Raw genomic sequence first — 24291 nt, forward strand, 5'->3', positions numbered from 1 at the left:
CAGGACTTTCTTTTTGGGAACATGGGGACTGTTCCTGTGTTTTGTATTTTACTTGAAACACAGGAACCGTCCCTCTGTTTTTTCTGTTGAAGACAAAGTGGATGATGTCAAATTCTTCGTTGAGGATAAAGTCGATGATGTGAAGTATTTTGTTAGCGAGAAGGCAGATGACATGAAATACTTTGTCAGCGCCCAGCTCCAGGATCAGCTGAAATTTTTTGCGGAATGCTTTGAGCGGATTCATAATCGGCCAACATACGGGATTAAGGAAGCAAATGGCCTGATTTCGTTTGACGAGGGCTTCGATACACCTGTATTAATGGCGGACTTCGCCAGGTTTGATGAATATCGGCAGGCAGTTGAAAGTGTTCAATCAAACGTTTGATTGATTTCGGAATATCCATCAAGCACACCAAAAGATTTGATGCACACACATGGCATGTACTACTTCAGACCGTTAAAACAAATGGAAAACTCATAATCTCAATATCTATTTTTCGACCTGATATATGGCCGCTGAACAGGATACTGATGCTGTGACAGAATCAAGTACTGAAGAAGCAGCCAATACTTCCGGCACCACAGAGACGGAAAGCACAGATACTGAAACATTTGCGGAAACCGCCTCCTACCCGGACACTGATTTTTCAACAGCAGACGGTGAAGACTGGGTTCAGCTATCAGACGATGAGAAATATTTGATGGTGTCACAGGCAATTGATACCTTCAATTCATCCGGCAAGTTCGTAATTACGGAAGGACCCGAATGGTTTTTGGATGCACTAAACGCCTTTTATGGATAATGATGAATTCGTATTGTCTCTTGTTTTGCATACTGCCTGGCCTCCTATCTGGCTGCTTTTTGCAGCTCCAATAGTCCTTTATACCTATATCGAAAATATAAACTAACGGTTGAATTTTGCATAGTGCAGGAACTTCCTGGACCTGGCCATTATAAGCACATCACAGAAAAGCACTCCAGATGCCGGCATCTACAGTGCTTCACCTTATGTTTGAAATTGTTAGCGGGGCTTTTAGCAAACCAAGTAATATGTGAGTCATTACCAACGAAGAGAAAAAAGGGGTGGGTGTGGGTTTTAATTTCAAAGGAGCTTAACTGCTCAAGTAAGCTGTCTTTTGATATTGCCAATATCTCTTTCATTTCTTGCTGTCTTCTCCCATATAAAATCCTGGTCTCTTTCAAGGATTTTGAAGTGCTCTAAGACCTCTTGATGACGCAGATCACTTTTAGTTTCGAGCTCCTGCAGCTTTTTTTTCATTTCTTGCTGTTCCTTTTTCATCTCTTGCTGTTCTCTTTTCATCTCTTGCTGTTCTTGTTTCATCTCTTGCTGTTCTCTTTTCATCTCTTGTTGTTCTTTTTTAACTTCCTGCATATCAGATTGAAGACTTCCAACCATTTTTATTAATTGGGCAAGCATACTCTCCATTTTAGCTTCGTTCATTGTTCACACCTCCTTTTCTATAGTATACAACAAATCCCTTAAGATAAATGTGACAATTTCGGGGGCACAAAGGGACGTTTCTCCTGTTTCCCTTTCCCGGCAGTTATACTTTAAGCATGCTAAGACAACTTCCCTGATATTTCAATCAAACGTTTGATTGAAATATCAGAGCAGAAAAAATCAGAAAGCCTCGCCTCCTGCACACTTGGCAGGGCGCTTAAATAATTCAGTAAGTATAAAATTTAATATGATTTTTACGAAATTCTGATTCAGTCATGTCAAAATAGATTTTATATCCATTACCACTTGACCATGTAGTATCCATAATAACCCACCTATTGTTAACATATGCCTCGTTCCAGGCATGTCTTGAATCATCAAATGCAGAGTCGTGAATATTTACTCCAGGACTATCCTCAAACTGTTCGTAACCAGGACTATAGAATGAACCTCCAAGACCTGCAACTACTTTAGTTTTAATATCTAAAGAACGGAGTAAAGAGGCTGTTAAATTTGAATAACCTTCACAGACTGCTATCCTTGTGTTTAACACTGTTAGAGCTGATTGATAAGGACCTGCAGTTTTATTCCGAAATCTTTCATAATCGTAACTAATATTTTGACTAACCCAATCATGAATTGCCTTTGCCTTTTGATAATCATCAGTTATACCTTTTGTAATATCTTTAGCAAGGTTCACAATTTTTTTATTCTCACTAGGTATATCCTTTCCATTAGGCAGAAGATACACTTTTTCGCTTGTCTGAGTGGTTGTACTAAACACTCGTTTTGGGACTCTGGTTTCTGTATCAACATTGTAAATATCAACCTTGTAATGACCTTCTCCCAAAGACAAATCTATTTTCTTGCTGTATTTTCTTTCAAGTCCGAAAAAATTTGAGACCCAAGCCTTATTTTCGCTATTACATTTTGGCTTATTAAACGGCAGCCATGGATCGGGTCTACATTCACCTAAATAACTGGGAGTCCATAAGTACTTAACGGTCTTATTACCCTTGCTGGCGACTATTTCCATCCTTTTGAATGAGCCGTAGTAAACAAAGGGACGGTTCTCCTGTTTCTTGGGTGAACGTGGAAAAGCTTATCACTATTCAATCTAAAACCGATGCAGGTCTTCCTTTCTCCCATGCCTTAATTACTTCCTGTCTACCTACACTTAAAAATGTTTGAAATCAAAAAAGTTATCTTAATGCAATTTTCTAATAAATGGAGAGGAATATCGTTTGCCCTTCAAGGATTGAGGGAAAGCTAAAATTTTAATGAATAAGACTAAAAGGGGATCAATGTATTAAAGTGTGGAAAGGCCATATAACTGTTTCGCATATTGGAAAATACAAAACATTATGAGAACATATGAACCGTCCCAGTGTTTTCCCTATGGCAAATATAAAAACGCGTCTCTTTATTAAAGAGACGCATTGTTGTAATCCTTACTTCGTTGCCGTTAAAGTAACATTATATATATCCCCATCATAAAAAGCTCCTCCCCCTGATGATTTGTAGCTTTCATAATTTAAGAAATAAATTTTTAAAATGTTTACCCCCTGTAAATCTACATCAAAGTATAAAGGGTCATCTCCAGCTTCAGTAGTATATTCTTTAATTAATGTCTCATTTCCCTTTTTATCCACACTATAAAAAGTAACTCCGCCTTTATCATCACTTCCTAACTCTCTATAGGGAACTACAAGGTATCCTCTTATTTGGCTATAGTTTGAGTGAAGCATATAAGTTGTATAACCACCACCATCACCCATTCTATTCATTGGTGCAATTGTTTTATCTAAAATATTAAATTTCGCTCTTTCTTCTGTATATACATTCGTATTGTTACCCTCGTAAGGTTCCAAGTCAGAAATATCAACTTGGAAACGACATGCTACTGCTGCTAATTTCGTCTTACTCGGCGTTTCATAAGTTACTTTGGAATCCCGGTCAACATAGTAACCGCCACCAACACTTAATAAACCAGGCTTAAAAGCATAAATCCGGTAAAACTCTCCTGCTTTTAATGTACGAGATAACGTTCTTTTATCTCCATCTAGTTTAAATAATGGTGTATCTTTCTTAATGAGGAGACGTCCTATCTGCCCAGGTACTAACTCAATTCCATCCCACCAAATTTTCTTTTGTCCTTTAAACTGTTCACAAAAAAACGGATCATAGTCATCCTCTTTTGCCATTATACTTGGAGTGTATACACCAAGTAGTAAGATTAAAGAAAGCATAAAGATACTAAATTTTTTCACGTTACAACCTTCCTCCTTTTGACTGGTAATATAGTTTTATTTTACCATGAAATAGCAAGAATATAGTAAAATACTAATAATTATTAGTTATTTATACCTATAACCAGTAATTGTGTGGACTACGCAAAAATAAAGGGACAGCTCCCCCGTCCCCCCTAAGCCTTAAAAACAAGATTCAAAGAAACTCCAAAAATCCTGGCTGCCTGGCGGAGTGATAAGCCGTCGATCTCTTTGACTTTTTGCAATGCTTCATTTCTTTTTTCCTTAGGTAAACTTTTCACCTGTGCAATTTCGATTGGACCAAGCAGCTTCTTAATCTCCATCACGGCTTCTTTATCGGTTAATCTCTTTCGGTTCACCTGATCCTCCAGGCAGGTATCATTATTGAGGGTTTCATTAAATTCTTTAAACCGTCTTCGAGCGACTTTGATATCATCAGAAAACAACTTCAGCACATAATCAGCATTCAGCAAGTTTTTGGGCTGAGTGCTTTTGCCATAGTATCCTTGGCAGCTGCTCCATTCCCACTCTGCAGGCTGGTTCACCATTCCCGCTTTTACTGGATTTTGATGGATATATCTCACAACAGTAAGAAAATATTTTCTGCTTTCAACTACTTCACTTTTGAAGCGGTCCTGAAATAGATGCCCTGTTGTTCTGTACTTCCAGTTGTAGTACCCGACATAGCTGACTCCTGCCCGTTTCATGGATGCGGAAATATCTTCATTGCCCTCTTTAATAAGGAGATGTACATGATTACTCATCAGGCACCAGGCATAAATGAACAATTCACATTTCTTTTTATATTTTTTGAGAATTTCCAGGAATTTCGCCCAGTCCTCATCATCATGAAAGATCTCCTGGCGATTTGCGCCTCTCCAAATAATATGATAAATTCCCGTTTTACTTTTCTTCCTGGCTTCACGCGGCATCTCTATCACCCGTATCAATTAGATTCATATTATTTTTGCCTGCTTTCACCTGTCCGGAAATCTTGCCTGCTTCTAACATGTCTAATGTTTTCTTAGGGAACTCTCCCATTTCATCGAGAAAAAGTACCTTAACTCCATTCAATATTTTCCCATATTTTAGGTAGCTAAAAAGCCCATCAAATCAACGTTTCTCAAAGCTGAAAACCTCGATTTTAGCCATTTTATCTTCATATACTAACAAAATGGTACTATGTTATATAGATAAATCCCATATATTGTATGTTTTGTGACTTTTCAACGATTTTTCACACAATATGTTGTGGTAATCTATTAACCATTCTGACTTCCTTAACTCCATTCAATATTTTTCCATATTTTAGGTTGTTAAAAACCCCGTCAAATCAACGTTTTCCAAAACCAAAACACCCGATTTTAGCCATTTTATCTTCATATACTAACAAAATGGTACTATGTTATATAGATAAAACCCATATATTGTATATTTTCCACTGATTTTAACACAATATGTTGTGGTCATCTATCAACCATTCTCAGTTCCCCTCCACCATTCAAAAAAGTCAGCCAGCACCAGCTTCAAGTCCTAAAACGCACCCCATACACCTAGCACCAGCCAACCCAATTAGATCTGTTACTCATAAAAAAGGTACATCGTCTTCGTCTTCGTCATCCCCCGGTGATTCCTCAGAATGAACACTGCAGCGCACCTCACTATCAACATAGTGAATAACCCCATCAACAGGACAAACTTCTTCACCAAAATCCAATAAAAGCTGACCAAACGCAGCCTCCGAGTGCTCTACTCCCTCCAAATGAAGATGCCGTTCATACTGTCTCTCAACCTCTGCTGTATTCGCATTACAAACATCCCGCCTAGTCTTCTCAATAACACCGCCTATCGACAAAACCGCAATGGCAGCAAGAATCCCCAAAACAGCAATCACAGCCAATAACTCCACGAGTGTAAAGCCTCTTGAATTAATAGAAATCCCTCCATCGAAGAAGCTCGAAGAGCTCAATATTAATAATCAATAAGTCCATTCCATCCGAGTTTCTTCTATATTATATATACGTAAATTAAAACCCCGAATATAAACCCAAACAAACAGCTCGAAGAGCTGGCATAATTATCGATTACTCCCCTCCATCCAAACCAAAGCTCGAAGAGCTGCCCCCAACAACCTAAAATCAAAACTTCACAATCCTAAACCCCTCCAATTTCTCCTCCAAAAACCCAACCAGCTCATCCCTCAACCCATCATCCTGAAGCGCCATCTCAATCGTCGTCTTAATAAACCCAAACTTCTCCTCAACATCATACCTCACACCCTCAAAATCATAAGCAAACACCCGCTGGATCTGATTCAGCTTCTGAATCGCATCCGTCAGCTGAATCTCACCGCCTGCTCCCAGCTCCTGCTGCTCCAAAAACATAAAAATCTCCGGATTCAAAATATACCGGCCCATAATCGCCAGATTCGAAGGCGCAGTCCCCTGCTTCGGCTTCTCAACAAAGTGATTAACCTGATACGTCCTGCCAATCTGATCCGAAGGATCAATCACTCCATAACGATGCGTCTCCTCAGGATTCACACTCTGCACCCCGATAATCGAAGCCTGCGTACCTTCATACTCATCCATCAGCTGACGCAGACAAGGCCTCTCCGCCTGAACAATATCATCCCCAAGCAGCACCGCAAACGGCTCATCCCCGATGAACTTCCGTGCACACCACACCGCATGTCCAAGCCCTTTCGGCTCCTTCTGCCGGATATAATGAATATCCACCTTCGAAGGCTCTTTCACCTTCTCAAGCAAATCAAACTTCTCCTTCTGAATAAGATTCTCCTCAAGCTCAAAAGAATGATCAAAATGATCCTCAATCGCCCGCTTTCCCTTACCGGTCACAATAATAATATCCTCAATCCCCGAAGCCACAGCTTCTTCAACTATATATTGAATCGTCGGCTTATCGACAATCGGCAGCATCTCTTTCGGCATCGCCTTCGTTGCCGGCAGAAACCTAGTACCTAACCCCGCCGCCGGAATAATCGCCTTTCTCACTTTCTTCATACTATAACCTCCTCTAAACTTCCCAAATTCATTTATTAACCCGAAAGGGTCCATCACCCTCACACACAACCCGAAGGGTGGATATTGCTAATATTAATATTGCGCTTTCCCCCAAACAAAGCCCGAAGGGCAGCTCTCCTAAAAAGCTCCCCCTCACTCAATAAGCCCGAAGGGCGCCACTAAACCCATCCAAGGCCCCGAAGGGGACTGCCCTCAAACCTAAAATGCTCCCTACTCCACCCCAGCAGCCATCCTATTCCCCCGCCGGTTCGCCAAATTCAGCACAAACTCACTAATCTCCTCACTGCTCATATCCCCAAAATTCTCAATCAGGTAATGAACCTCATCCTCCTGATCCAAAACAGCCTTCCCAATAAAAATCTTCGGAAACACCGCTTCCTTATGAACTTCCTTTTCATTGAGAAGCTCCTCAAACATCTTCTCCCCAGGCCGGATTCCTGAGAACTTAATCCCAATCTCTTCCTCGGAATAACCCGAAAGGGTTATCAGGTTCCTCGCCAAATCAACTATCTTAACCGGCTCACCCATATCCAAAACAAAAACCTCTCCGCCGCGGGCCAATGCACCCGCCTGCATCACAAGCCTCGAAGCCTCCGGTATCGTCATGAAGTACCTCGTCATCTCCGGATGCGTAACCGTAACCGGCCCGCCAGCCTGAATCTGCTTTTTAAAGAGCGGAATCACACTCCCTCGGCTGCCAAGCACATTCCCAAACCTTACAGCCACAAACTTCGTCGCACTATGCTTATCAATCTCCTGGATCACCATCTCCGCAATGCGCTTCGTAGACCCCATCACATTCGTAGGATTGACCGCCTTATCCGAAGAAACCAGGACGAACGTTCTAACTCCGAAGGTGTCCGCAGCTTCAGCTACATTCTTCGTTCCAATGACATTGTTCTTCACAGCTTCTTTCGGATTATATTCCATCAGAGGCACATGCTTATGCGCCGCAGCATGATACACCGCATCGGGACGATGGATATCCATCACTTCAAAGATCCGTCTGCCATCCTGAATATCCGCAATAACAGGCAGTATCTCGATTTCGGTCCGATATTGATTTCTCAGTTCCATGTCAATCTGGTAAATCGAATTCTCCCCATGCCCTAAGAGAAGCAGCTTTTTCGGCTTGAATTTGCACACCTGCCGGCAGATTTCGGAGCCGATTGAGCCGCCCGCACCTGTAACGAGGATCGTTTTTCCTGTCAGTTTCTTTGAAATACTGTTAATATCCAGCTCGACTGGATCCCGTCCAAGCAGGTCTTCCACTTGAACATCCCGGAACTGGTTAAAGGACACATTTCCGAGCATAACGTCTTCGATCAGCGGCATAATGACCGTTTTTGCCCTTGTTCCTGCGCATTCTTCATAAATCCGTTTCATTTCATCCTTGCTGAGCGAAGGAATAGCAATGACAATATGGTCGATATCCAGGGTTTCAGCCATCTTTTTGATTCGTTTTGAATTCCCGACAACCGGAAGACCCAGGATATGTAATTTATTTTTCTTCGGATCATCATCAATAAAGGCAACTGGTTTGATTTCAGCATCTTTATTTTTCAGCAGCTGCCTTGCCAGCATCGTCCCGGCTGCGCCTGCTCCAATGATCATGGCCCGCTTTTGTTCAACTGCCGGCTTAATGTACCGGTCCCGGTACACCCGCCACGAAAAACGCGAGCCGCCGATTAACAGCACATGCATCATCCACGCAAGCATTAGCGCTCTAAAATAAACATTCCCAATCAACAGTTGCTGCACAGCTCCTGTCACCATAATCGACAAACTGACCGCCTTCACAATCGCTACCAGTTCCCTCACACTCGCATACTCCCAAGCCTTGTTGTACAAGCGGTACAAAGAAGCAAAAAAATGATGGCTCATCAAAAGCGTGATCGAGCTAATCAAAATCAATTCAGACTTAAAGATCTCCAAAGTTGGATGCAGTGTCAGCACACTCACATAAATCGCAGATAAAACAATCAATGAATCCAATAAAACCAAAAAAGTTAACCTCTTACCGTACGTCAATATATAACCCCCTTTAATATGAAGCTTTTATGTAAGCTGTTTTCGTAAGGTTTCTCTCTTTTTAAAAAACAAATGGCCTTTCTAAAAAAAACATATAATTTTTACAAAATAAATACTTAATGAAAACACACGTGTCATGACACATACTTTCATTAAGCATCTATCTTTTATATTAAAAATCGGGCATCTAACCCGCCCTCACACCATACCACCGACAACAGGTGTCTAAGGATAAGATGATGATCTCATCCCACAGTATGGCCGAGTGCCTCCATTGATATTGGTTGGGAGACATCACCACAACTCAAAAAACTATATTTTCCATCAAAAGAAAATTATGTATACACTATAGTAATAGTTTAAATCAGCACCCTTATAAAAATTTCAAAGGGTGCTATAAACCTTGAATAATCATAAAGAATTAGTTCATATTACCTATATAAATGCTAAAAATAATACAATAGCTAACTAAGCTATTATAAAAACAGTTAAAATAGCCCTAAAAACTTCTTAGTCTTAACCTTCTCCGGCGGCTCTTTATAAACATTCTGCCCCTGCACCAGAAGCTCTGCATTTTCTGTAAACAGAAATACCGTATCAATTCCATAGGATTGATCAACTTCATCATAAGCTTCACTCAGCCGATAAGGCCGATTGGTAAGATTATGGGCATCCGATGAAATAAAATGAGTCAGATTTGCTTCTATGAGCTGACAGGAAAATTTCTTTATCTTCTTTCCGAAATGCCCGGTGAGGCTTGAAGCAGTCACTTGTGTTAATGCACCATTATTCACAAGCCTGTAAAGAATGTCCGGCTCCTGAATGATTTCCTGATTTCGTTCAGGATGGACAATGATCGGGGTCAGTCCTTCCATCTGGATCTCATAGAGCAGTTTTTCCGTATAACGCGGGACATGGGAGGATGGAAGTTCAATGAATAAATACTGCCCGCCATTATTCAAGGTAAGAATTTCACCTTTGCGGTAGTCCTCCAGGATTTCACCGTAAATTCTGGGCTCCTGGCCGGGAAGAACCGTAAGCGGAATCTGTTTCTCTTTCAGCACTTCGTTTAACTCGCCTGTTTTCAGCAAGATGGCGTCTTTGCTATTTTCATAGCGGCCATTTTTATGATGCGGAGTTGCGATGATGGTATGAACGCCTTCCTTTACAGCCGCTTCTGCCATAGCAAGCGTGTCATTGAGGCTTTCACATCCATCATCGATCCCAAACAAAAGGTGGGTATGAATGTCAATCATGCCACACCCCTCCTTTTTTTCTAAAATTAGACAGCATTCTCCAACTACATATCATACAATATTTCCTTTTTATTGAAAATAGGTGAATTTTGTCGAATTAATTTATTTTCCACCGTAGTAATAGTAGTATTGATTATCTTTCACTTTCTTCTGGTTCAATACCACACCAAGAAGCTTGCCTTTTGCATTCAGCAGCAATTCCTTAGATTTTAAAGAAGCTTCCACTTCCGTATTCTCACTCTTGACGACCAGGATGGCTCCATCGCATTTATTCGCCAGAATCTGTGCATCCGTTACAGCCAATACAGGCGGCGTATCAAAAATCACCAGATCATATTCACCAAGCGCCTCTTCGATCATCCCATCCATTGACTGTGATCCGAGGATTTCAGCCGGATTCGGAGGGATCGGTCCGCTCGTCAGGATGGACAGATTTTCAATATCCGTTTCCACACTGGCATCCTTCAGGTTTGCCTGCTTCGTTAAAATATTGGTTAACCCTTTGTGGTTATTCTGGTGAAAGGTATAATGCATCGTTGGCTTGCGGAGATCCGCATCAATCAGCAGCACGCGCTTCCCCTGCTGTGCGAAGACTACCGCAAGATTGGCTGCTGTTGTGGATTTCCCTTCCCCCGGTCCGGCTGATGTCACCATAATCGTACGGAGATCTTCATCCACCGCGGAATATTGGATGTTCGTACGGATTGTCCGGTATTGTTCTGATATGGGTGAACGGGAATCCGAATGGGTAATTAATGAACGTTTGCTGTTTTGCTTATTAGTCTTTCTAGCCTTGAGTACCAACCGTCTCACCTCTTACTTTTTTCTGTTTTCGCGGCTTCTGAGAACCTGTTTTATCATCATTGATGGTTGTAATAATACCTAAAACAGGAAGCTCGAGCAGTTTTTCCACATCCTGTTCCGTCTTGATCGTGTTATTCATATACTCAAGCAGGAACGCCAGACCCACACCAGCCATTAACCCGACCACAAGGGCAATCGCCATGTTCAAAACCGGCTGCGGCTTTACCGGCACAGGGTTCTCAGGAAGCTCTGCAGGAGAAAGAATATGAATGTTATCAATCCGCATCAGGCTGGAAATTTCCCGCTGGAATACCTTCGCAATCTCGTTGGCAATGAGGACAGCCTCAGCCGGATCTCCATTCTGCACACTGATTGTTACAACCTGAGACTGGCCTTCCTGAGCTACATTCACACTTCCATTCAGCGCTTCAGGAGTCGTATCCAATTTCAGCTCTTCGATGACCTGGTCCAGAATATAGGGACTCTTCATAATGACATTATAGGTTTCTATATATTTGGAATCCGCATCAAACGAAAGTCCTGCCAGAGAAGCCAATTCGCCGGCCGCTGCCTGGCTGACCAAAATCTGTGTGGAAGATTTATAGATTGGCTTAATCACAAAATAACTGACAGCACCGCTAATGGCGGCCGCCAGGATGGTTATCACAAGTATTAACGTCATTCTCTTTTTCAGCGTATCAAACAATTCACGCAGGCTTATTGTCTCTTCCATAATATCCTCCAAAAGTCATGTTTTTTCGACATTTCCAGGAAATATTATATCATACAAATATTTCAATTAGTTCATTATTATAGAAAAAGATGGTGTTGGAATTATTTTCTAATAATTTATTTTATTCATATTTTTGTCTTCAATATTAGAGTCAAACTTAAAAAGGACTTCAGCCGATCTGAAGTCCTTTTTAGAATTAATTTATTTAAATGTAATGGTCAGTTCCTCCGAAATCACCCATTCAAATCCTGAATTATTGTTATCGACATGAAGGGTATACGCAATTCCGCTTTGGAGCTTGGATGCTTCTTCCGGAGGGATCGCAATGGACCAGGCATTCAGAACATCACCGTTTGTTAACACCGAATCACTGAAGAATCCGCCCGTCAGCTGGGCTTTTACAGACAATTCGCCTGGAGCGCGCAGTTCAAATTCCCAGGTTGCTTTATTCCTGAACTCATGCATTTGCTTGTAATTATAATCAGGATTCCACTCCTTTAAATTCACAACAAAAAGCTTTCCACTGCTCGTTCCGCCTTCAAGTTCCTGACGGATATTGTCCGGCAATAACGGGTCATCAATATTCATTATATGGTTAACCGTTCCGGTCTTAATATCAAACCGTTTCTTAAGTTCTCCATTAAATGTATCAAAGTACTGCACCCAGTCATTCAGCACATCTTTTTCAGTTTTTCCGAAATGCTTTTTGGCCATTTTATCTTTTTCTATCTGGCTGATTGCTGATTGATGCCAGAAGGTGTTCTTAACATCTTCCACATATTGATAAATATTTTCATAGCCGTACATTTCAGTCAAATACCAGAATAGAGAAAGAGTAATTCCATAGTTATTCCCGGATGCATTCATAATATCGTCGAAAGAATTCAGTTCATTTTCCCAAAGTAAATCTTTTTCATTGCCGCCCTGCTGCTTGGCATAGGCAATAATGCTTTCTTTTGCAGGCTGCACCATCTGTTTTCTCAGCCCATTCTTCGTATTTTCAGGATAACTGTGCAGGAAATAACAGCTATATTCTGCTGCACCTTCCATCAGCCAGAATCGGTAGTCAGGACCCCAGTAATTCTGAAATACATTTTGATATTGATGGTGCCCGATATAGGTATTCTGATCAAAATAATGGTAAATTTCGTGCTGGAGAGTAGCACGGAAATCATAAGGCATGGTACTGCCATTCATTACAATATAATAATCTCTTCCCTGATTCCGATTATCCTGATAGCCGGCAAAAGCCTGGCTGTCTTTTGGAAGCGATGTCTGTGACTCATTTGTATAGAAATAAAACCGAAGGGACGATTTCATATCTTCAAATGGCTTCATTTTCCGGACTTCAGACAGGCTGGCCATCATTTCGCCAATTTCTTCATAGGCATACCCTTCACCAAATCTATTAATATAGTCATCTGTTACATAAATTTTAATTGGGTAGCCGGTCTCAAACTTTAGTTCATATGTGTTTAAGTTTTTCAGGTCATAAGGTGCGAGTTCCCTGTCAGACACGTTTTGTTTCCCTTTGTACTCCAGTTTCCACGTCATTGGTTCTGCCGGTTCCTGGGGTTTGGGAGAGGGAGTTTCCTCTTCTGTTTCATCATTCGGGGGTTTTACCGGGGAAGGTGCAGGCTTGTACCAATCCGGATTCGCACACTTTAGATTAGAAAGCTTTCCTTTAGATGGGGTTTCATACTTCACTTTTGCATCCCGATCAACATATAAACCTCCTCCCACACTTAACATACCCGGCTTAAAAGCATAAATGCGATATTTCTCGCCTGCTTTTAGAACACGTGCGGTTACCTTGAATTCACCCTCAGGCTTATATAAATAGGTATCCCTGGCAACAGTTAAACGTCCAATTTGGCCCGGCTTCAGCTCCACACCATCCCACCAGATTTTCTGCCCCTTATTAATCCCGTTGCAGCTCTCCTCTGCTGATGCACTTATTGGAATTAATAGGATTAAACATACCAGTAATAACGTCCATAGTTTTAAGCTGCTCATTGAATTCTCCTTTAATGGTAAAATATTCATATTTAGTAGGTATTATACCATATGGATGTCACCTTTTGATGTCGGTATATTCCGTTATTTGTCGTTATTTTCACAACGATTGTTCTAGTTATAGTTCTAAAAGTCTAGTAACATAGTTATATATTCCATTTTTACAAAAAGGAGGATTCTAATTGATCAAGTTTGTTACAAAAATCTGTCTTATTTTAGCGCTTATCTTAGGTTTAGGCAGTCCTGCTTCCGCTTTCTGGGATAGCAATAAAAACGTATATTATGTAGCGCTGGGTGATTCCCTGGCAGCCGGGCAGACACCATTCGGATCTATAGGAAAGGGCTATCCTGATTTTATCGCAGCCAAATTTAAAGAAGCTGGTGTTCTGGATGGATTTGTTAAAAGCTATGCCCAGTCCGGCTATACATCCAAACAGGTCCTCGACGATATCCGCAATAATGTCACGATTGGCCAAAATGCCGGAATCCAGGCCGAGCTTAGCAAAGCGACTCATATCACCTTGAACGCCGGCGCCAATGATCTTCTTCGCCAGCTTAAGATTGACCGCACAACAGGAGCGGTTACGTTCGATGAAGCGGAAGTTCAAAAAGCAATGGCAGGTGTCCAGCAGAATTTGACAGATACGATCCTGGCCATTAAAGCGATTAACCCCACTGCAGAGATTTACATAATGGGCTACTATAATCCATTACCGCACCTTCCTGCACAAAATCAGCCGCTGCTGAATAACTCATTGACTGTATTGAATACGATTATTGAGAAGATTGCAGGAGCATCAGGTTCTAGTTATATCTCTACTTCCCAAACCATTGCTGCCAATATCGGATACCTTCCGAATCCGCAGGATGTGCATCTGAGTGAAGAAGGCTATAAAGCTGTTGCAGACCTGTTCTGGACATTTATGAACCCTGAAATGCCGGAAAAGCCTGCCCCTGAGGAACCGAAGGAAGAGGATAAAGAGATTCCCGTTGTCTACTGGGAAGGCATGGTGCTGAAAAAAGGACAGATCGGCAAACTTATGATTGATAAACCGATTAACCTATGGACTCGTGCTGACGGGAAGCTAAAAGCTGTCCGGGTACTGAAAGCAGGCGAAACTTACCGTGTGTATGGCTATGACGGGAATTTCGGCGGGCAATACAGTGTTGGCGGAGGGTATTTTGTAACGAAGATGGATGGCTATGTGAACTATAAAACGCCTTCGAAAGAGAAGCTGAAATTGGTTAATCCGTAAAATGGGAAAGGAGATGCTGTGGGGCATCTCCTTTTAATTTATATTAAAAGTTATCCTGCTACCTGTAACTCCTCTTCAGCAAAATACTATACAAATCTGAGCGATTATCCCCATTAAATGAAAAATAAACCTCATAATAGCCCAAATCGTAATACATCATCCATTGTCCGTCCATTTCGCTGATGCCTTCCCAGGATGGCTTTCCAACTGTATTTTTAATAATATAGGGCGTTAAAGGCGTCAAACCATCATTAGCCCACATGAACGCTGTAAATTCGGGATCGTCTTCCCAGCCAGTGAAATAAATATAGTTCCCAAATTGCCTGCCATACCCTCCCTCATAATACCCTTCCCATGATGAAGTTTTTTCGAAGTGATCATACACATCATTCAAATCATCATTTTTAAGTGAAAACGGCTGCCCCTTCATAACACCCTGTTTGGCCAGCTTTAGAAAATCTCCTTCATCGAAAAAGATGATTCTGGCAAGCTGATTCCGCTTCGTTTTTGAAGGTGTCTCATATTTAATAGATGAGGATTTTTTAACAAAGGCCCCTCCGCCTACTCCATATATTCCGCCATTTTGATCCTTATAGGAATAGACCCGATAGATATTTCCCTTTCGGAGAGTTTTTATCGTGATCAGTTTGCCTTTTTCATATTTGTAAAGAGCGGTATCCTGAAGGATTGTGACTCTTCCTATCTGGCCCTGAATAAGAATGGAGTTATCCCACTTTACACCGATTGGGGCATATCCCGCCTGAGCCTCTTGATTGGAGAACAGCAGTAAAGCCATTGCAAGGGAAAACATAACTAGTAATTTGCCTATCTTCATCATCAAACCTCCTGCTTATAACCTGATTCCTACTGTTATGCATATGTTTGTGTGAAGATAAAAATGCAGGAAAAGGTGCCTAAAAATATATTGAATACGCCAAATGATAGATGCCTATGAATGCTTCTTCGTGTATGATTATGACTAAAATGAGGTGAATATATGTCAAAATATGTGAAGCTATTATTGGTTTTAATTGGAATGGCCGCTCTGCTATACAGCAATCCTGCTCAGGCTGCAGACATAGACTGCAATGATATCAGAACCGGCACAAAGGTCTGGTGGGATGGCGCTGAACTTCGGCCCGGGCAAATCGGCAGAATCACGGTCCTTAAGGATGCTCCGCTCTATAAGTTAAATGGAGATCAGCTGAGCTACAGCCGCACTTTAAAAGCAGGAGAGGTTTACCGGGTGTACGCCTTTAAACCGGGGCTTTTAAGTGTTGGAGGAGGATTGTATGTGAAGCGTGATGCCCTGATCAGCTACCAGACTCCTTCTAAAACCAAGCTGCAGATCGCGGCATGTGTCTACCAGAAAGATACACAGCTGAAGAATGAAGCACAGCAGATGATTGTCGTGAAGAAATCATCCGTGAAGACAGCCGCCACTCTGCAAACCTATCAGAAACAAAACGGAAAATGGATACAGTCTTCCTCGCCTATTGCGGCAGTGATCGGGAAAGAAGGCATGGGAAAAACCAAAGAGGGAGATGCCAGGACCCCTTATGGGACCTATAGGCTTGGAACCTCTTTTGGGTGGGGCCCGAAGCCTTCAAGCATGAGCTACCCTTTTAAGGCTGTAACGTCTAATGATTACTGGGTGGATGATGCAACTTCAGCGGACTATAACAAATGGATCACATACACCGGCAATCCGAATACGCGCTGGAAATCTTTCGAAAGAATGAATCATCCTCTTTATAAATACGGCGTTGTTATTAGATATAATGAAGATCCCATTATTAAAGGAGAAGGCAGCGCCATCTTTTTGCATATCAGAACTTCCGGCACTGCTTACACTTTAGGCTGTGTAGCTATTGAGGAAAAGGAATTGGCAAAAATTCTGCAGTGGCTTGAGCCTGCTAAGAAGCCGATTATAGTAATGGAATAGAAAAGGAGAGCACTCACACGCTCTCCTTTTTCCTATTATTTAAGTCTTACGAAATCCAGGTTGGATCGGTTTCCATCTTCAAATAGGAAGTACAAATCGTAGTCACCGCAGTCGTAATACATGTACCATGTCTGCTCCATCTCATCAATGCCCTCTGAAGTCGGCACACCGACGGTCTTTTTAATGATGTAAGGTGTCAGGAAAACGAGATCGTCATTCCACCAATCAATTGCAGTCAGTTCTGAATCATTTTCTCCGCTCGTATAATAAAGATAATTGCTGTCATCTCCAAATTGTCTGCCTAATCCGCCATCTATATAGCCTTCCCAAGTTGGATACATGCCATAATAATCATACACATCATACAAATCTTCATATCCGCCTACTGCAATCGGCTGGCCCTTGAGGATTCCTTTCTTTGCAGATGCAAGGAAGCCTTCCTGGAACATGCTCAGGCGTGCAATCTGGTTCTTTTTTGTCTGGGAAGGCGTCTCATACTTAACAGAAGCCGTTTTCTTTACAAAAGCGCCGCCGCCTAGACCGTAAATTCCGCCATCACGGTCTTTATAGGAATAGACGCGGAATTCGCTTCCTTTTTTAAGCTTGCGGATTACATTAAGCTTCCCTTTTTCTTCTTTTACAAGATCTGTATCTTTTAAGATGGTTACTTTTCCGATTTGACCTTTAATCAAGATGGAATTTCCCCATTTCACACCGATTGGCGCTTCAGCTGCTTCTGCATCGACATTAAAGCCGAACATAAGCACTAATACAAACGGAATACTAAATAACCATTTTTTCATATTCATTCACTTACCTTCCATCCTATTTATACCTCAGCAAATCTGGTAATCTGCTAAGTTATTAAGCTGATTATACATTCAAATCTTTCCAGCAACAATTGTATTTTTCTTTTTTACTAGTAATAAATACCTATATTTATGTAATTTTTTCTTGAATATAGTAATTTTTACCTATATTATATTTTATATCAATCTAGTAAAGGGGATGGCTATTATTAAAAAACAGCTAATCTTGCTGATCATTTGCTCTTTTCTGCTCATGCCGTTTGCAGGAAGTGCGGTGGCAGCGGCAGACCTGAGCCCTTCTGCCTTTGCTCAAGAGAATGTCACCATGCATTCAGGTGCAAGCGATCAATACCAAGCAAAAGCACTCATTTCTAAGAGCAAGGAATTCATTATTATAGGTGAATTCACTAATTCCTTAAATGAACATTGGCTTCGTATTAAATATGACGGAGAAACCGGCTGGATCAAAGATACCGGAATCAGGAGAATGGACCTTAACGCCCAGTACTTTACCAGTTCAGCAGCTAAAACTCCGATCAGAAGAGGTGCTTCCCTATCCTATCAGCACGCAGGGGATCTAAAGCATGGAGTAATGGTAAAAATCATGGACACCTTCACCCGTGAAGATGGGGAAATGTGGGTTCGTTTGTCCGATGGAAATGTGACAGGATGGTCCAGGCTTCAGGATTTGGAGCTGTTCGAGGGAACGAGAAACTATTTAAACAAACCTGTTTTTGTTAAAACTGATACCCAAGTAAAAAGAGGAGCTTCATCCGCTGCAAAAGCAGTTTACACACTAAAGAAAGGAAAGGAGGTTACCATCCAAAGCACGCTTATTAACGGGAAAGAAGTCTGGCATCGAATAGCAGATGGCAAGAGAAGCGGCTGGGTTCCCGGTGATTCTGTTGCGAGCCAGGTGAATTATTCTGCTTACATGTATGTTAAAGATCAAAGTGCTGCTATCCGGCGCGGAGCATCTGCATCTTACAAAACTGTCAGTAATCTTACATATGGTCAACAAGTGAAAATCACTTCAGAGTTCGTGAATGGATCCGGGGACATTTGGTATAAAGTCTCTGCAGGAAAGGGACTGGAAGGCTGGATTCCCGGAACATCATTGACCAGCCAGCCAATGAAGGTCGCTTACCTGACAATTGATGACGGACCGACCATCTATTCAAATAAACTGCTGGATACTCTAAGCCAATACAATGCCAAAGCCACCTTCTTTATGGTGAATGGCAACATCAATGCATACCCGAAAGCTGTTAAACGTATGGTGACTGATGGACACGCGGTCGGGTCGCATAGTGTGACTCATGATAAAAATAAATTTTACCGCTCCCCGGCAACAGCAGTTAATGAAATGAAAACAACCAGAAATACCATTAAGAAAGTAACCGGCGTCAACAGCAACCTGATCAGGACCCCTTATGGCAGCATCCCTTATATGAAGCAAAACTACAGAAACGCGATGGCCAAAGAGCATTTCATCATGTGGGATTGGAATGTAGACAGCATGGATTGGAAGTTTAATAGCTCCAGCTATGTTAACTACACTCTTCATTATGTGGATATGCAGGAGAAAAAAGGCCAGGCTCCCATCATTCTGATACATGACCGCAAAGCGACAGTAAATGCTCTGCCGTCACTGTTATCCCAATTAAAGAAGCGCGGCTATGTTCTGGCGCCATTGAATGAAAGCATGACACCGCATCAATTTAAGCTGAAATAAAAAGACAGCCGGCAAAAAATTTGCCGGCTTTTTGTTCAATTCACATAGCTTATCATCTTTTTATCATAGTTAATATAATAGCCGCCGCCAAGATCGAGCTTGCTGCTGTCTATTTTATAAACACGGTATGATTCATTCTTTTTAAGCGTGCGGACAGCCTTACCTATCTTGTCATAAAGAACGGTATTTTGCTTGAGTGTTGCTGTACCTAAATAATAGGTCTGGTTGCTTCCTTTTTTAATATAATAACCGCCGCCTACGTCATAACGGCTGTGATCGTAGCTGTAAACGCGGACCGTTTCTCCCCGTTTCAGGTATCGTTTGATTTTGTGATCCGGACCGTATAGAGGAATGTTTACATCCTTTATATAGACTCTTCCGATATAAATTCCCACTTTGCTGCTGTCTCCCTTAACCAGGTAGCCGCCGCCCACATCATAATAGGTTCCCTTCACCCCGTATACACGGTAATGAATATCCTTTTGCAGTGTGTTATATGGTTTGCCACCAGGTGTAAACATCGTCACATTTCTGCGCGGCACCAGCTTTGCTACCGGCAATTTATGATTGGAAGGCAAAGACACATTCGGAATCTGGATCGTCATTTTCTCCATATTATTGTAGATTTCGAGAATTTCCTGGCCATAATTTTTTCCCGGCACAGCCCAGCGGCCATTCAAATCTGTCCATTTTGGGGCAATCCCCCGTGTAACGAGATGAAAACGAGGATCCACATTCTCCGTAACTAACGGCTCTTTTGAAGCATATGCCTTTAAATGCTGAATTTGGGCGCGGACCCCTTCCTCAGCAGTCTTAAAGAAAGCACCCTTCACACCGCCGCCCGTTGTGCCAATACCAGCATAATTATTCTGCTCAGGAATGACATCTCCGCCAAACTTAAAGTAACCGGTCTCTTTAATCGCCTGTGCAAACGCAATATCCCCGCGAATCCCCTCAGCCCGTCCAATGTTCAAATAATAATCAGCCAGCTGATAGATCGTTACTCCCTGCAGCAATGGAGATGGATTATGCATCAAAACAAAATCCCCCATCTGGCTGGAAGTCAGCACCGGTGAACCTGCAATATTTTCATTTTGACTCTGCGCATAAGAACTGGAAGAAAAACTGCTCAGCACGAAAGCCAAAATTATGACAAAAGTAATAGACTTAAATCTTATATGCACCAAAAATCCTCCTTAATTTACATATTATGACTTTCCTATTATAGCAGAATATGAGAATTATTGGTGACATATATCATAGGTCTTTAGATTCAAAAAGGCTCATTTTCTCTAAAAGAGAAATGAGCCTTCAAATAAATCTGTTATAAAAGAGAGAAGCTTTACCTAAACATCCACAAATCCGCCCCATTTTTAAAATAAACATTCCCGCTGTTATCCATTGTAATGTCGGAAGCAGCATCACCCGGATAGATGGTCTTTTTCATTGTCTTCGGATTCACCAAAAACAGTTTCTCCTCGACAGTCCCATATACCATGCCATCTTTGCCAATCACAAGTGTTCCATTTTTGAATCTGCCGCTCGTGGCTGGGGTGATGTTCATTGTTTTTGTTTTTTTCGTCTTTGGGTCGTAAGCAAACAAGTTTCCGTCCGATAATCCCCAAATCGTGCCATCAGGAGCAGCAGCCAGGCTATGAATCATCCTTGGCTTTGTCAGAGGCAGCGGTATTTGCTCTATTTTTCCGTTTGGATTTTTGCTGTTTAAACGGAAGAATACAGCTGTTTTCTGTGATTCATTTTTGCCATTGCTGAAAATAGTAGTTCCTCCGTAAATATAGCCGCCGCTTGACGCCAGCGATACAATACTTTGTTCAGGGACTATATTCCTCCGGATCGTTTTGCTTTTGGAAGCCGGATTGTATACAGCTAACGCTCCGCCTATTTCGCCGTTTTTCGGATGTGTTCCCATGAACAGGCTCTTAGTTGTTTCATCAGTTGCCATAGCCACAATGCGATCCTGTCCGTTGCCTATACTAAAGAGCGGAAGAAGTTTTCCGCCGGAAACAGGCTTTGATGGATCGTATTCATATAGATTAGCCCCCGGGTAAATCCCCAAATACAACTTGTCATTCAAGGTTGCCATCGATTCAGCCTGGCCTACTTTTAAAAGCTCTTTCGTTTCCTTTGTCTGCGGATTGTATGCACTTACCTGCCCTGAGACAAAACCATTTGAGATGATCTGTCCCCGAGGGCCCCGCTCTATATTGTAGATCGGAATGGACTGATTTGGCAGATTCAGCTTATTTACCTGCAGTTCATTCTTAGCTGGATTGTACAATAAATAAGTGCCTGAATTACCTAAAAGGCCAACCACTGAGTCGCCCGGGTAATCTTTATGCTTCAAATCGATCAAATCAATCGAAACAGCTTCGGTTCCTTTGAGTGTTCCCGGTATGCTGCTTGTTTCACCGCTGCTCAGGTTATACGTGCGAAGAGCATAGCCATGAGAATAGTAGACAGAGTTCTCATCCGCACTAACCTGTGAAACTCCTCGGGAGCTCGCAGGAATTTCCTCCTTAAAAGCATAGGTGCGGCTGTCAAACACCAGGATCTTTTTGCTGGGCTCCAGTTTGGCAAAAAGCAGGCCATTTTCTTCATCTAAATCGTAAACAGATGTTTCACCCTGGTACTTGTCCGGAAGGATGCTCTGCTTTTTATTTGTGGTTAGATTCCATGCCACCAGCTGGGCTTTTGCCCCCACCCCGGCAAATAGTGTATTCGTTTCTTCGTTATACGCCAGGCTTCTCGCTAACGTTTTTCCGGATAAAACCTGTCCCAGGTCTGTGAATCCTTTGCCGGTTTCATATTTAAACACGCTTCCATTCGGGGAGGTGCTGCCAAAAACAGTACCTGAACCTGCTGCTTCAAGGTCATGGATTGATGTCCCTTTCGCTGTTGCCTTTCCCCTGTCTGTTAACGATTTTGTCTTAGAGCTATAGTGGTATAAATGCCCATTCGGTGTACCGCCAATCCAGACATTCCCGCTGCTGTCTGCAGATACTGCCCAGGCACTTGTAGCACCATTCAAAGTTTTTTCATCCCACACTTTATTCTTAACAATATCGATCGCCACAAACTTGGCCGGCTCCCCCTGCAGCAGCACATACATGAGAGCTGTCCCATCCGGCGCATAGCCGGCTGCACCAGTAATGGCAATTGTATTATGTATTTGCGAACCCAAGTTTACAAAACGATTATGTATGCATTCTGCTCCATTTAATTTAGCCTTGCTTGGCGTTTCATAGGTGACCCGCGCATCACGGTCCACATAGTAGCCGCCTCCGACGCTCAGCATTCCTGGCTTAAAGGCATATATCCGGTAGAACTCCCCTTTTTTCAGAGTTCTTGAAGTGATTTTCTCTTATTGCCATCCAGCTTGAATAAGGGTGTATCCTTCTCGATATTAAGCCTGCCGATTTGGCCCTTTTTCAGTTCCACGCCATCCCACCATATCTTTGTGGCTTCTCTGTAGGCATTGCATTCTCCCACTGCGCTTGCAGGGGAATGAGCTAATCCCAGTAACACTATGGAAATAAGTAAATACGTTAGTACTTTTTTCATACATGGATCCTCCTTTTTATAGTATATTTGTATTATATATGATTGTTATTTATTAGGGGGGCCTCTTCTGGGAGTTTCATATTGTAAGATTAGAATAGCTCTCTGCCCATATTAAAAGCTCTGCCAGATTGCAGAGCTTTTTTCATATGCGTTCCTTAAAATCCAGTTTAATAAGTACTCCCCTTTCGCTGCCTGAATCAACAATAATTAAATTTATACCCTAGAACGAAAAGTATTCTTCCAGATGCTGTGCAGCAAATGTAAATTCTTCTTTTGCACCTTCCAGATCAAATCTTTTTTCAGATTTATAGCATAATATTGTTCCCTTGTTTTCCTTCCAATGGTTATAGTCATTCATTATCAATCTTTTATTTTCAGCCTCATGATGTTGTTCTTCAATTCCGTAAACATAATAATAAATTTTGAAATCGCCTTGGGGAAGCACCACTAAAACAAGGTTTGTTTTCTCTCCCCATTTATCGGGACAATAGAATCGTATAGCTGTTCTTTTTGACCAGTTATGAACCTTATCCATCACAGTGCTGCCTGTGGTCTCTAATAAAACAGATGAAAACATCCTTCTTAAGGAATCAATATATTGTTCTTTAATCTCAATGAGCTCGAGCATTCTGCTATAGTTTTTTTGCGCAAAATCCATTAATTGTTTGTCCACTTTTTGTTCTCCTATTAATTCTTCTAAATTCAATATAAAGTCCCTTAAGAAAAAGGACCATTTGGCATTACTGGAGGTGAACATGAAAGGCCCAGCCTGTTTTTTAATTTCTTCTATCAGTTTTTGATACAAGATGTTATTCCAATTGTCAGGAATGCCGGATAAACCATTTAACGATAACACAACCAGTATATGGTCTTTATTAGGGTATTTCGCCTTTACATATAATTCATAGTCATCTAACGGATTAAGCAGAGAGTGATATATTTTATTTTCGATAACAAGAACCCAATTCTCGCTTGCAGCAACAATATCGATACGGTTCCCGGAGAGAGTTACTGCTTCACGTTCTATCTTTTCGATAGGACTCTCTTCAATAATCTCTAAGTTCTTCCCTAATACTTTTAAGAAACTTGATATGAAAAGAGTCCCAAAATTATGCTCTTCACTTGGATCCAAATAAAAAGCCATTACATCACTGATGGGATTTTCATAATGCCCTCTTCCACCTATGGAAAACACGGTTTTTTCTCTTTTAGGCTGGATAAATTGCTTCATATCTTCTAATAACTCAATAAATTTATCAATTTTCTGCTGAACTTCTATGTGATTCGCCTTCTTTCATTTAGGCTCTTTTTTCAAAGTTTGTTGTTTTTGGTTTATGAATTCTGCAC

The 24291-nt window shown here is 41.6% G+C and carries 23 protein-coding genes and 1 pseudogene; 6 read left to right on the forward strand and 18 right to left on the reverse strand.

Translation table 11 applies throughout. The features are described from left to right. Positions 1–13: 13 nt before the first annotated feature. Complete coding sequence (locus BFI01S_RS07060; RefSeq protein ID WP_061791973.1) at positions 14–385, forward strand: hypothetical protein; 372 nt, start codon at positions 14–16, stop codon at positions 383–385. A 151-nt stretch (positions 386–536) separates the two neighbouring features. Further along, on the forward strand, positions 537–803 hold the full coding sequence (locus tag BFI01S_RS07065; protein ID WP_061791974.1) for a hypothetical protein: 267 nt from the start codon (positions 537–539) through the stop codon (positions 801–803). Positions 804–1121: 318 nt separating this feature from the next. Here BFI01S_RS07065 and BFI01S_RS07070 read toward each other — a convergent pair whose 3' ends face one another. The 12 genes from BFI01S_RS07070 to BFI01S_RS22355 form a co-directional block, all read right to left on the reverse strand. Then, positions 1122–1463, reverse strand: coding sequence for a hypothetical protein (locus BFI01S_RS07070; protein WP_061791975.1), 342 nt, complete (start codon positions 1461–1463; stop codon positions 1122–1124). Between the two features lie 226 nt (positions 1464–1689). Then, on the reverse strand, positions 1690–2499 hold the full coding sequence (locus tag BFI01S_RS07075) for a transglutaminase domain-containing protein (protein ID WP_061791976.1): 810 nt from the start codon (positions 2497–2499) through the stop codon (positions 1690–1692). A gap of 415 nt (positions 2500–2914) precedes the next feature. Further along, positions 2915–3733 (reverse strand): hypothetical protein, encoded by an 819-nt coding sequence (locus BFI01S_RS23660; RefSeq protein WP_174521684.1) that lies wholly within the window; start codon positions 3731–3733, stop codon positions 2915–2917. Between the two features lie 155 nt (positions 3734–3888). Continuing rightward, entirely contained in the window at positions 3889–4665 is a 777-nt protein-coding gene (locus BFI01S_RS07085; protein WP_061791977.1) for a transposase, read from the reverse strand. Then, positions 4655–4807: a hypothetical protein gene (locus BFI01S_RS22970; protein ID WP_156478337.1), complete on the reverse strand. Its 153-nt coding sequence runs from the start codon at positions 4805–4807 to the stop codon at positions 4655–4657. The genes BFI01S_RS07085 and BFI01S_RS22970 overlap by 11 nt, the downstream gene beginning before the upstream one ends. 511 nt (positions 4808–5318) lie before the next feature. Beyond that, positions 5319–5642 (reverse strand): type IV pilin protein, encoded by a 324-nt coding sequence (locus tag BFI01S_RS24550; RefSeq protein WP_061791978.1) that lies wholly within the window; start codon positions 5640–5642, stop codon positions 5319–5321. A 229-nt stretch (positions 5643–5871) separates the two neighbouring features. Next, positions 5872–6756 carry a UTP--glucose-1-phosphate uridylyltransferase GalU gene (gene galU / locus BFI01S_RS07095; protein WP_061791979.1) on the reverse strand — a complete coding sequence of 295 codons (885 nt, stop codon included), beginning with the start codon at positions 6754–6756 and terminating at the stop codon, positions 5872–5874. Positions 6757–6987: 231 nt separating this feature from the next. After that, positions 6988–8808 (reverse strand): polysaccharide biosynthesis protein, encoded by a 1821-nt coding sequence (locus tag BFI01S_RS07100; RefSeq protein ID WP_061791980.1) that lies wholly within the window; start codon positions 8806–8808, stop codon positions 6988–6990. A 488-nt stretch (positions 8809–9296) separates the two neighbouring features. After that, the gene (locus BFI01S_RS07105) at positions 9297–10064 is read right to left on the reverse strand and encodes a tyrosine-protein phosphatase (RefSeq protein WP_061791981.1); all 768 of its coding nucleotides are present in this window, start codon (positions 10062–10064) and stop codon (positions 9297–9299) included. A gap of 102 nt (positions 10065–10166) precedes the next feature. After that, complete coding sequence (locus BFI01S_RS07110; RefSeq protein ID WP_061791982.1) at positions 10167–10868, reverse strand: CpsD/CapB family tyrosine-protein kinase; 702 nt, start codon at positions 10866–10868, stop codon at positions 10167–10169. Then, a complete protein-coding gene (locus BFI01S_RS07115) occupies positions 10852–11601 on the reverse strand; it encodes a YveK family protein (RefSeq protein ID WP_061791983.1) in 750 nt (249 codons plus the stop codon). The genes BFI01S_RS07110 and BFI01S_RS07115 overlap by 17 nt, the downstream gene beginning before the upstream one ends. Before the next feature lie 201 nt (positions 11602–11802). Further along, positions 11803–13617: a hypothetical protein gene (locus tag BFI01S_RS22355; RefSeq protein WP_082804485.1), complete on the reverse strand. Its 1815-nt coding sequence runs from the start codon at positions 13615–13617 to the stop codon at positions 11803–11805. Between the two features lie 182 nt (positions 13618–13799). Between BFI01S_RS22355 and BFI01S_RS23915 the strand changes: the two are divergent. Then, positions 13800–14516: pseudogene (locus tag BFI01S_RS23915) on the forward strand (SGNH/GDSL hydrolase family protein); the annotation flags it as partial. Between the two features lie 9 nt (positions 14517–14525). Next, positions 14526–14873: a hypothetical protein gene (locus tag BFI01S_RS23920; RefSeq protein ID WP_235831129.1), complete on the forward strand. Its 348-nt coding sequence runs from the start codon at positions 14526–14528 to the stop codon at positions 14871–14873. A 58-nt stretch (positions 14874–14931) separates the two neighbouring features. Here BFI01S_RS23920 and BFI01S_RS07130 read toward each other — a convergent pair whose 3' ends face one another. Further along, the gene (locus BFI01S_RS07130; RefSeq protein ID WP_115596815.1) at positions 14932–15711 is read right to left on the reverse strand and encodes a DUF4309 domain-containing protein; all 780 of its coding nucleotides are present in this window, start codon (positions 15709–15711) and stop codon (positions 14932–14934) included. Positions 15712–15870: 159 nt separating this feature from the next. Here BFI01S_RS07130 and BFI01S_RS23925 point away from each other — a divergent pair, with 159 nt between their 5' ends. After that, the gene (locus BFI01S_RS23925; RefSeq protein ID WP_235831127.1) at positions 15871–16818 is read left to right on the forward strand and encodes a L,D-transpeptidase family protein; all 948 of its coding nucleotides are present in this window, start codon (positions 15871–15873) and stop codon (positions 16816–16818) included. Positions 16819–16853: 35 nt separating this feature from the next. On the opposite strand, the gene BFI01S_RS07140 is transcribed toward BFI01S_RS23925, so the two are convergent. Beyond that, positions 16854–17627 (reverse strand): hypothetical protein, encoded by a 774-nt coding sequence (locus BFI01S_RS07140; protein WP_061791986.1) that lies wholly within the window; start codon positions 17625–17627, stop codon positions 16854–16856. Between the two features lie 199 nt (positions 17628–17826). Between BFI01S_RS07140 and BFI01S_RS07145 the strand changes: the two genes are divergently transcribed. Continuing rightward, positions 17827–19362: a polysaccharide deacetylase family protein gene (locus tag BFI01S_RS07145; protein WP_061791987.1), complete on the forward strand. Its 1536-nt coding sequence runs from the start codon at positions 17827–17829 to the stop codon at positions 19360–19362. A 35-nt stretch (positions 19363–19397) separates the two neighbouring features. Here BFI01S_RS07145 and BFI01S_RS22360 read toward each other — a convergent pair whose 3' ends face one another. The 4 genes from BFI01S_RS22360 to BFI01S_RS07165 all read right to left on the reverse strand — a co-directional run bounded on the left by BFI01S_RS22360 (position 19398) and on the right by BFI01S_RS07165 (position 24139). After that, positions 19398–20546 carry a glucosaminidase domain-containing protein gene (locus tag BFI01S_RS22360; protein ID WP_235831128.1) on the reverse strand — a complete coding sequence of 383 codons (1149 nt, stop codon included), beginning with the start codon at positions 20544–20546 and terminating at the stop codon, positions 19398–19400. A 158-nt stretch (positions 20547–20704) separates the two neighbouring features. Continuing rightward, the gene (locus BFI01S_RS23665) at positions 20705–22651 is read right to left on the reverse strand and encodes a ligand-binding sensor domain-containing protein (protein ID WP_174905242.1); all 1947 of its coding nucleotides are present in this window, start codon (positions 22649–22651) and stop codon (positions 20705–20707) included. A gap of 68 nt (positions 22652–22719) precedes the next feature. Beyond that, a complete protein-coding gene (locus tag BFI01S_RS23670) occupies positions 22720–22944 on the reverse strand; it encodes a hypothetical protein (protein WP_061791989.1) in 225 nt (74 codons plus the stop codon). A 220-nt stretch (positions 22945–23164) separates the two neighbouring features. Continuing rightward, positions 23165–24139 (reverse strand): PDDEXK-like family protein, encoded by a 975-nt coding sequence (locus BFI01S_RS07165; RefSeq protein WP_172581935.1) that lies wholly within the window; start codon positions 24137–24139, stop codon positions 23165–23167. Positions 24140–24291: the final 152 nt, after the last annotated feature.

It is taken from the genome of Cytobacillus firmus NBRC 15306, from assembly GCF_001591465.1.
GTDB classification, from domain to species: domain Bacteria; phylum Bacillota; class Bacilli; order Bacillales; family Cytobacillaceae; genus Cytobacillus; species Cytobacillus firmus.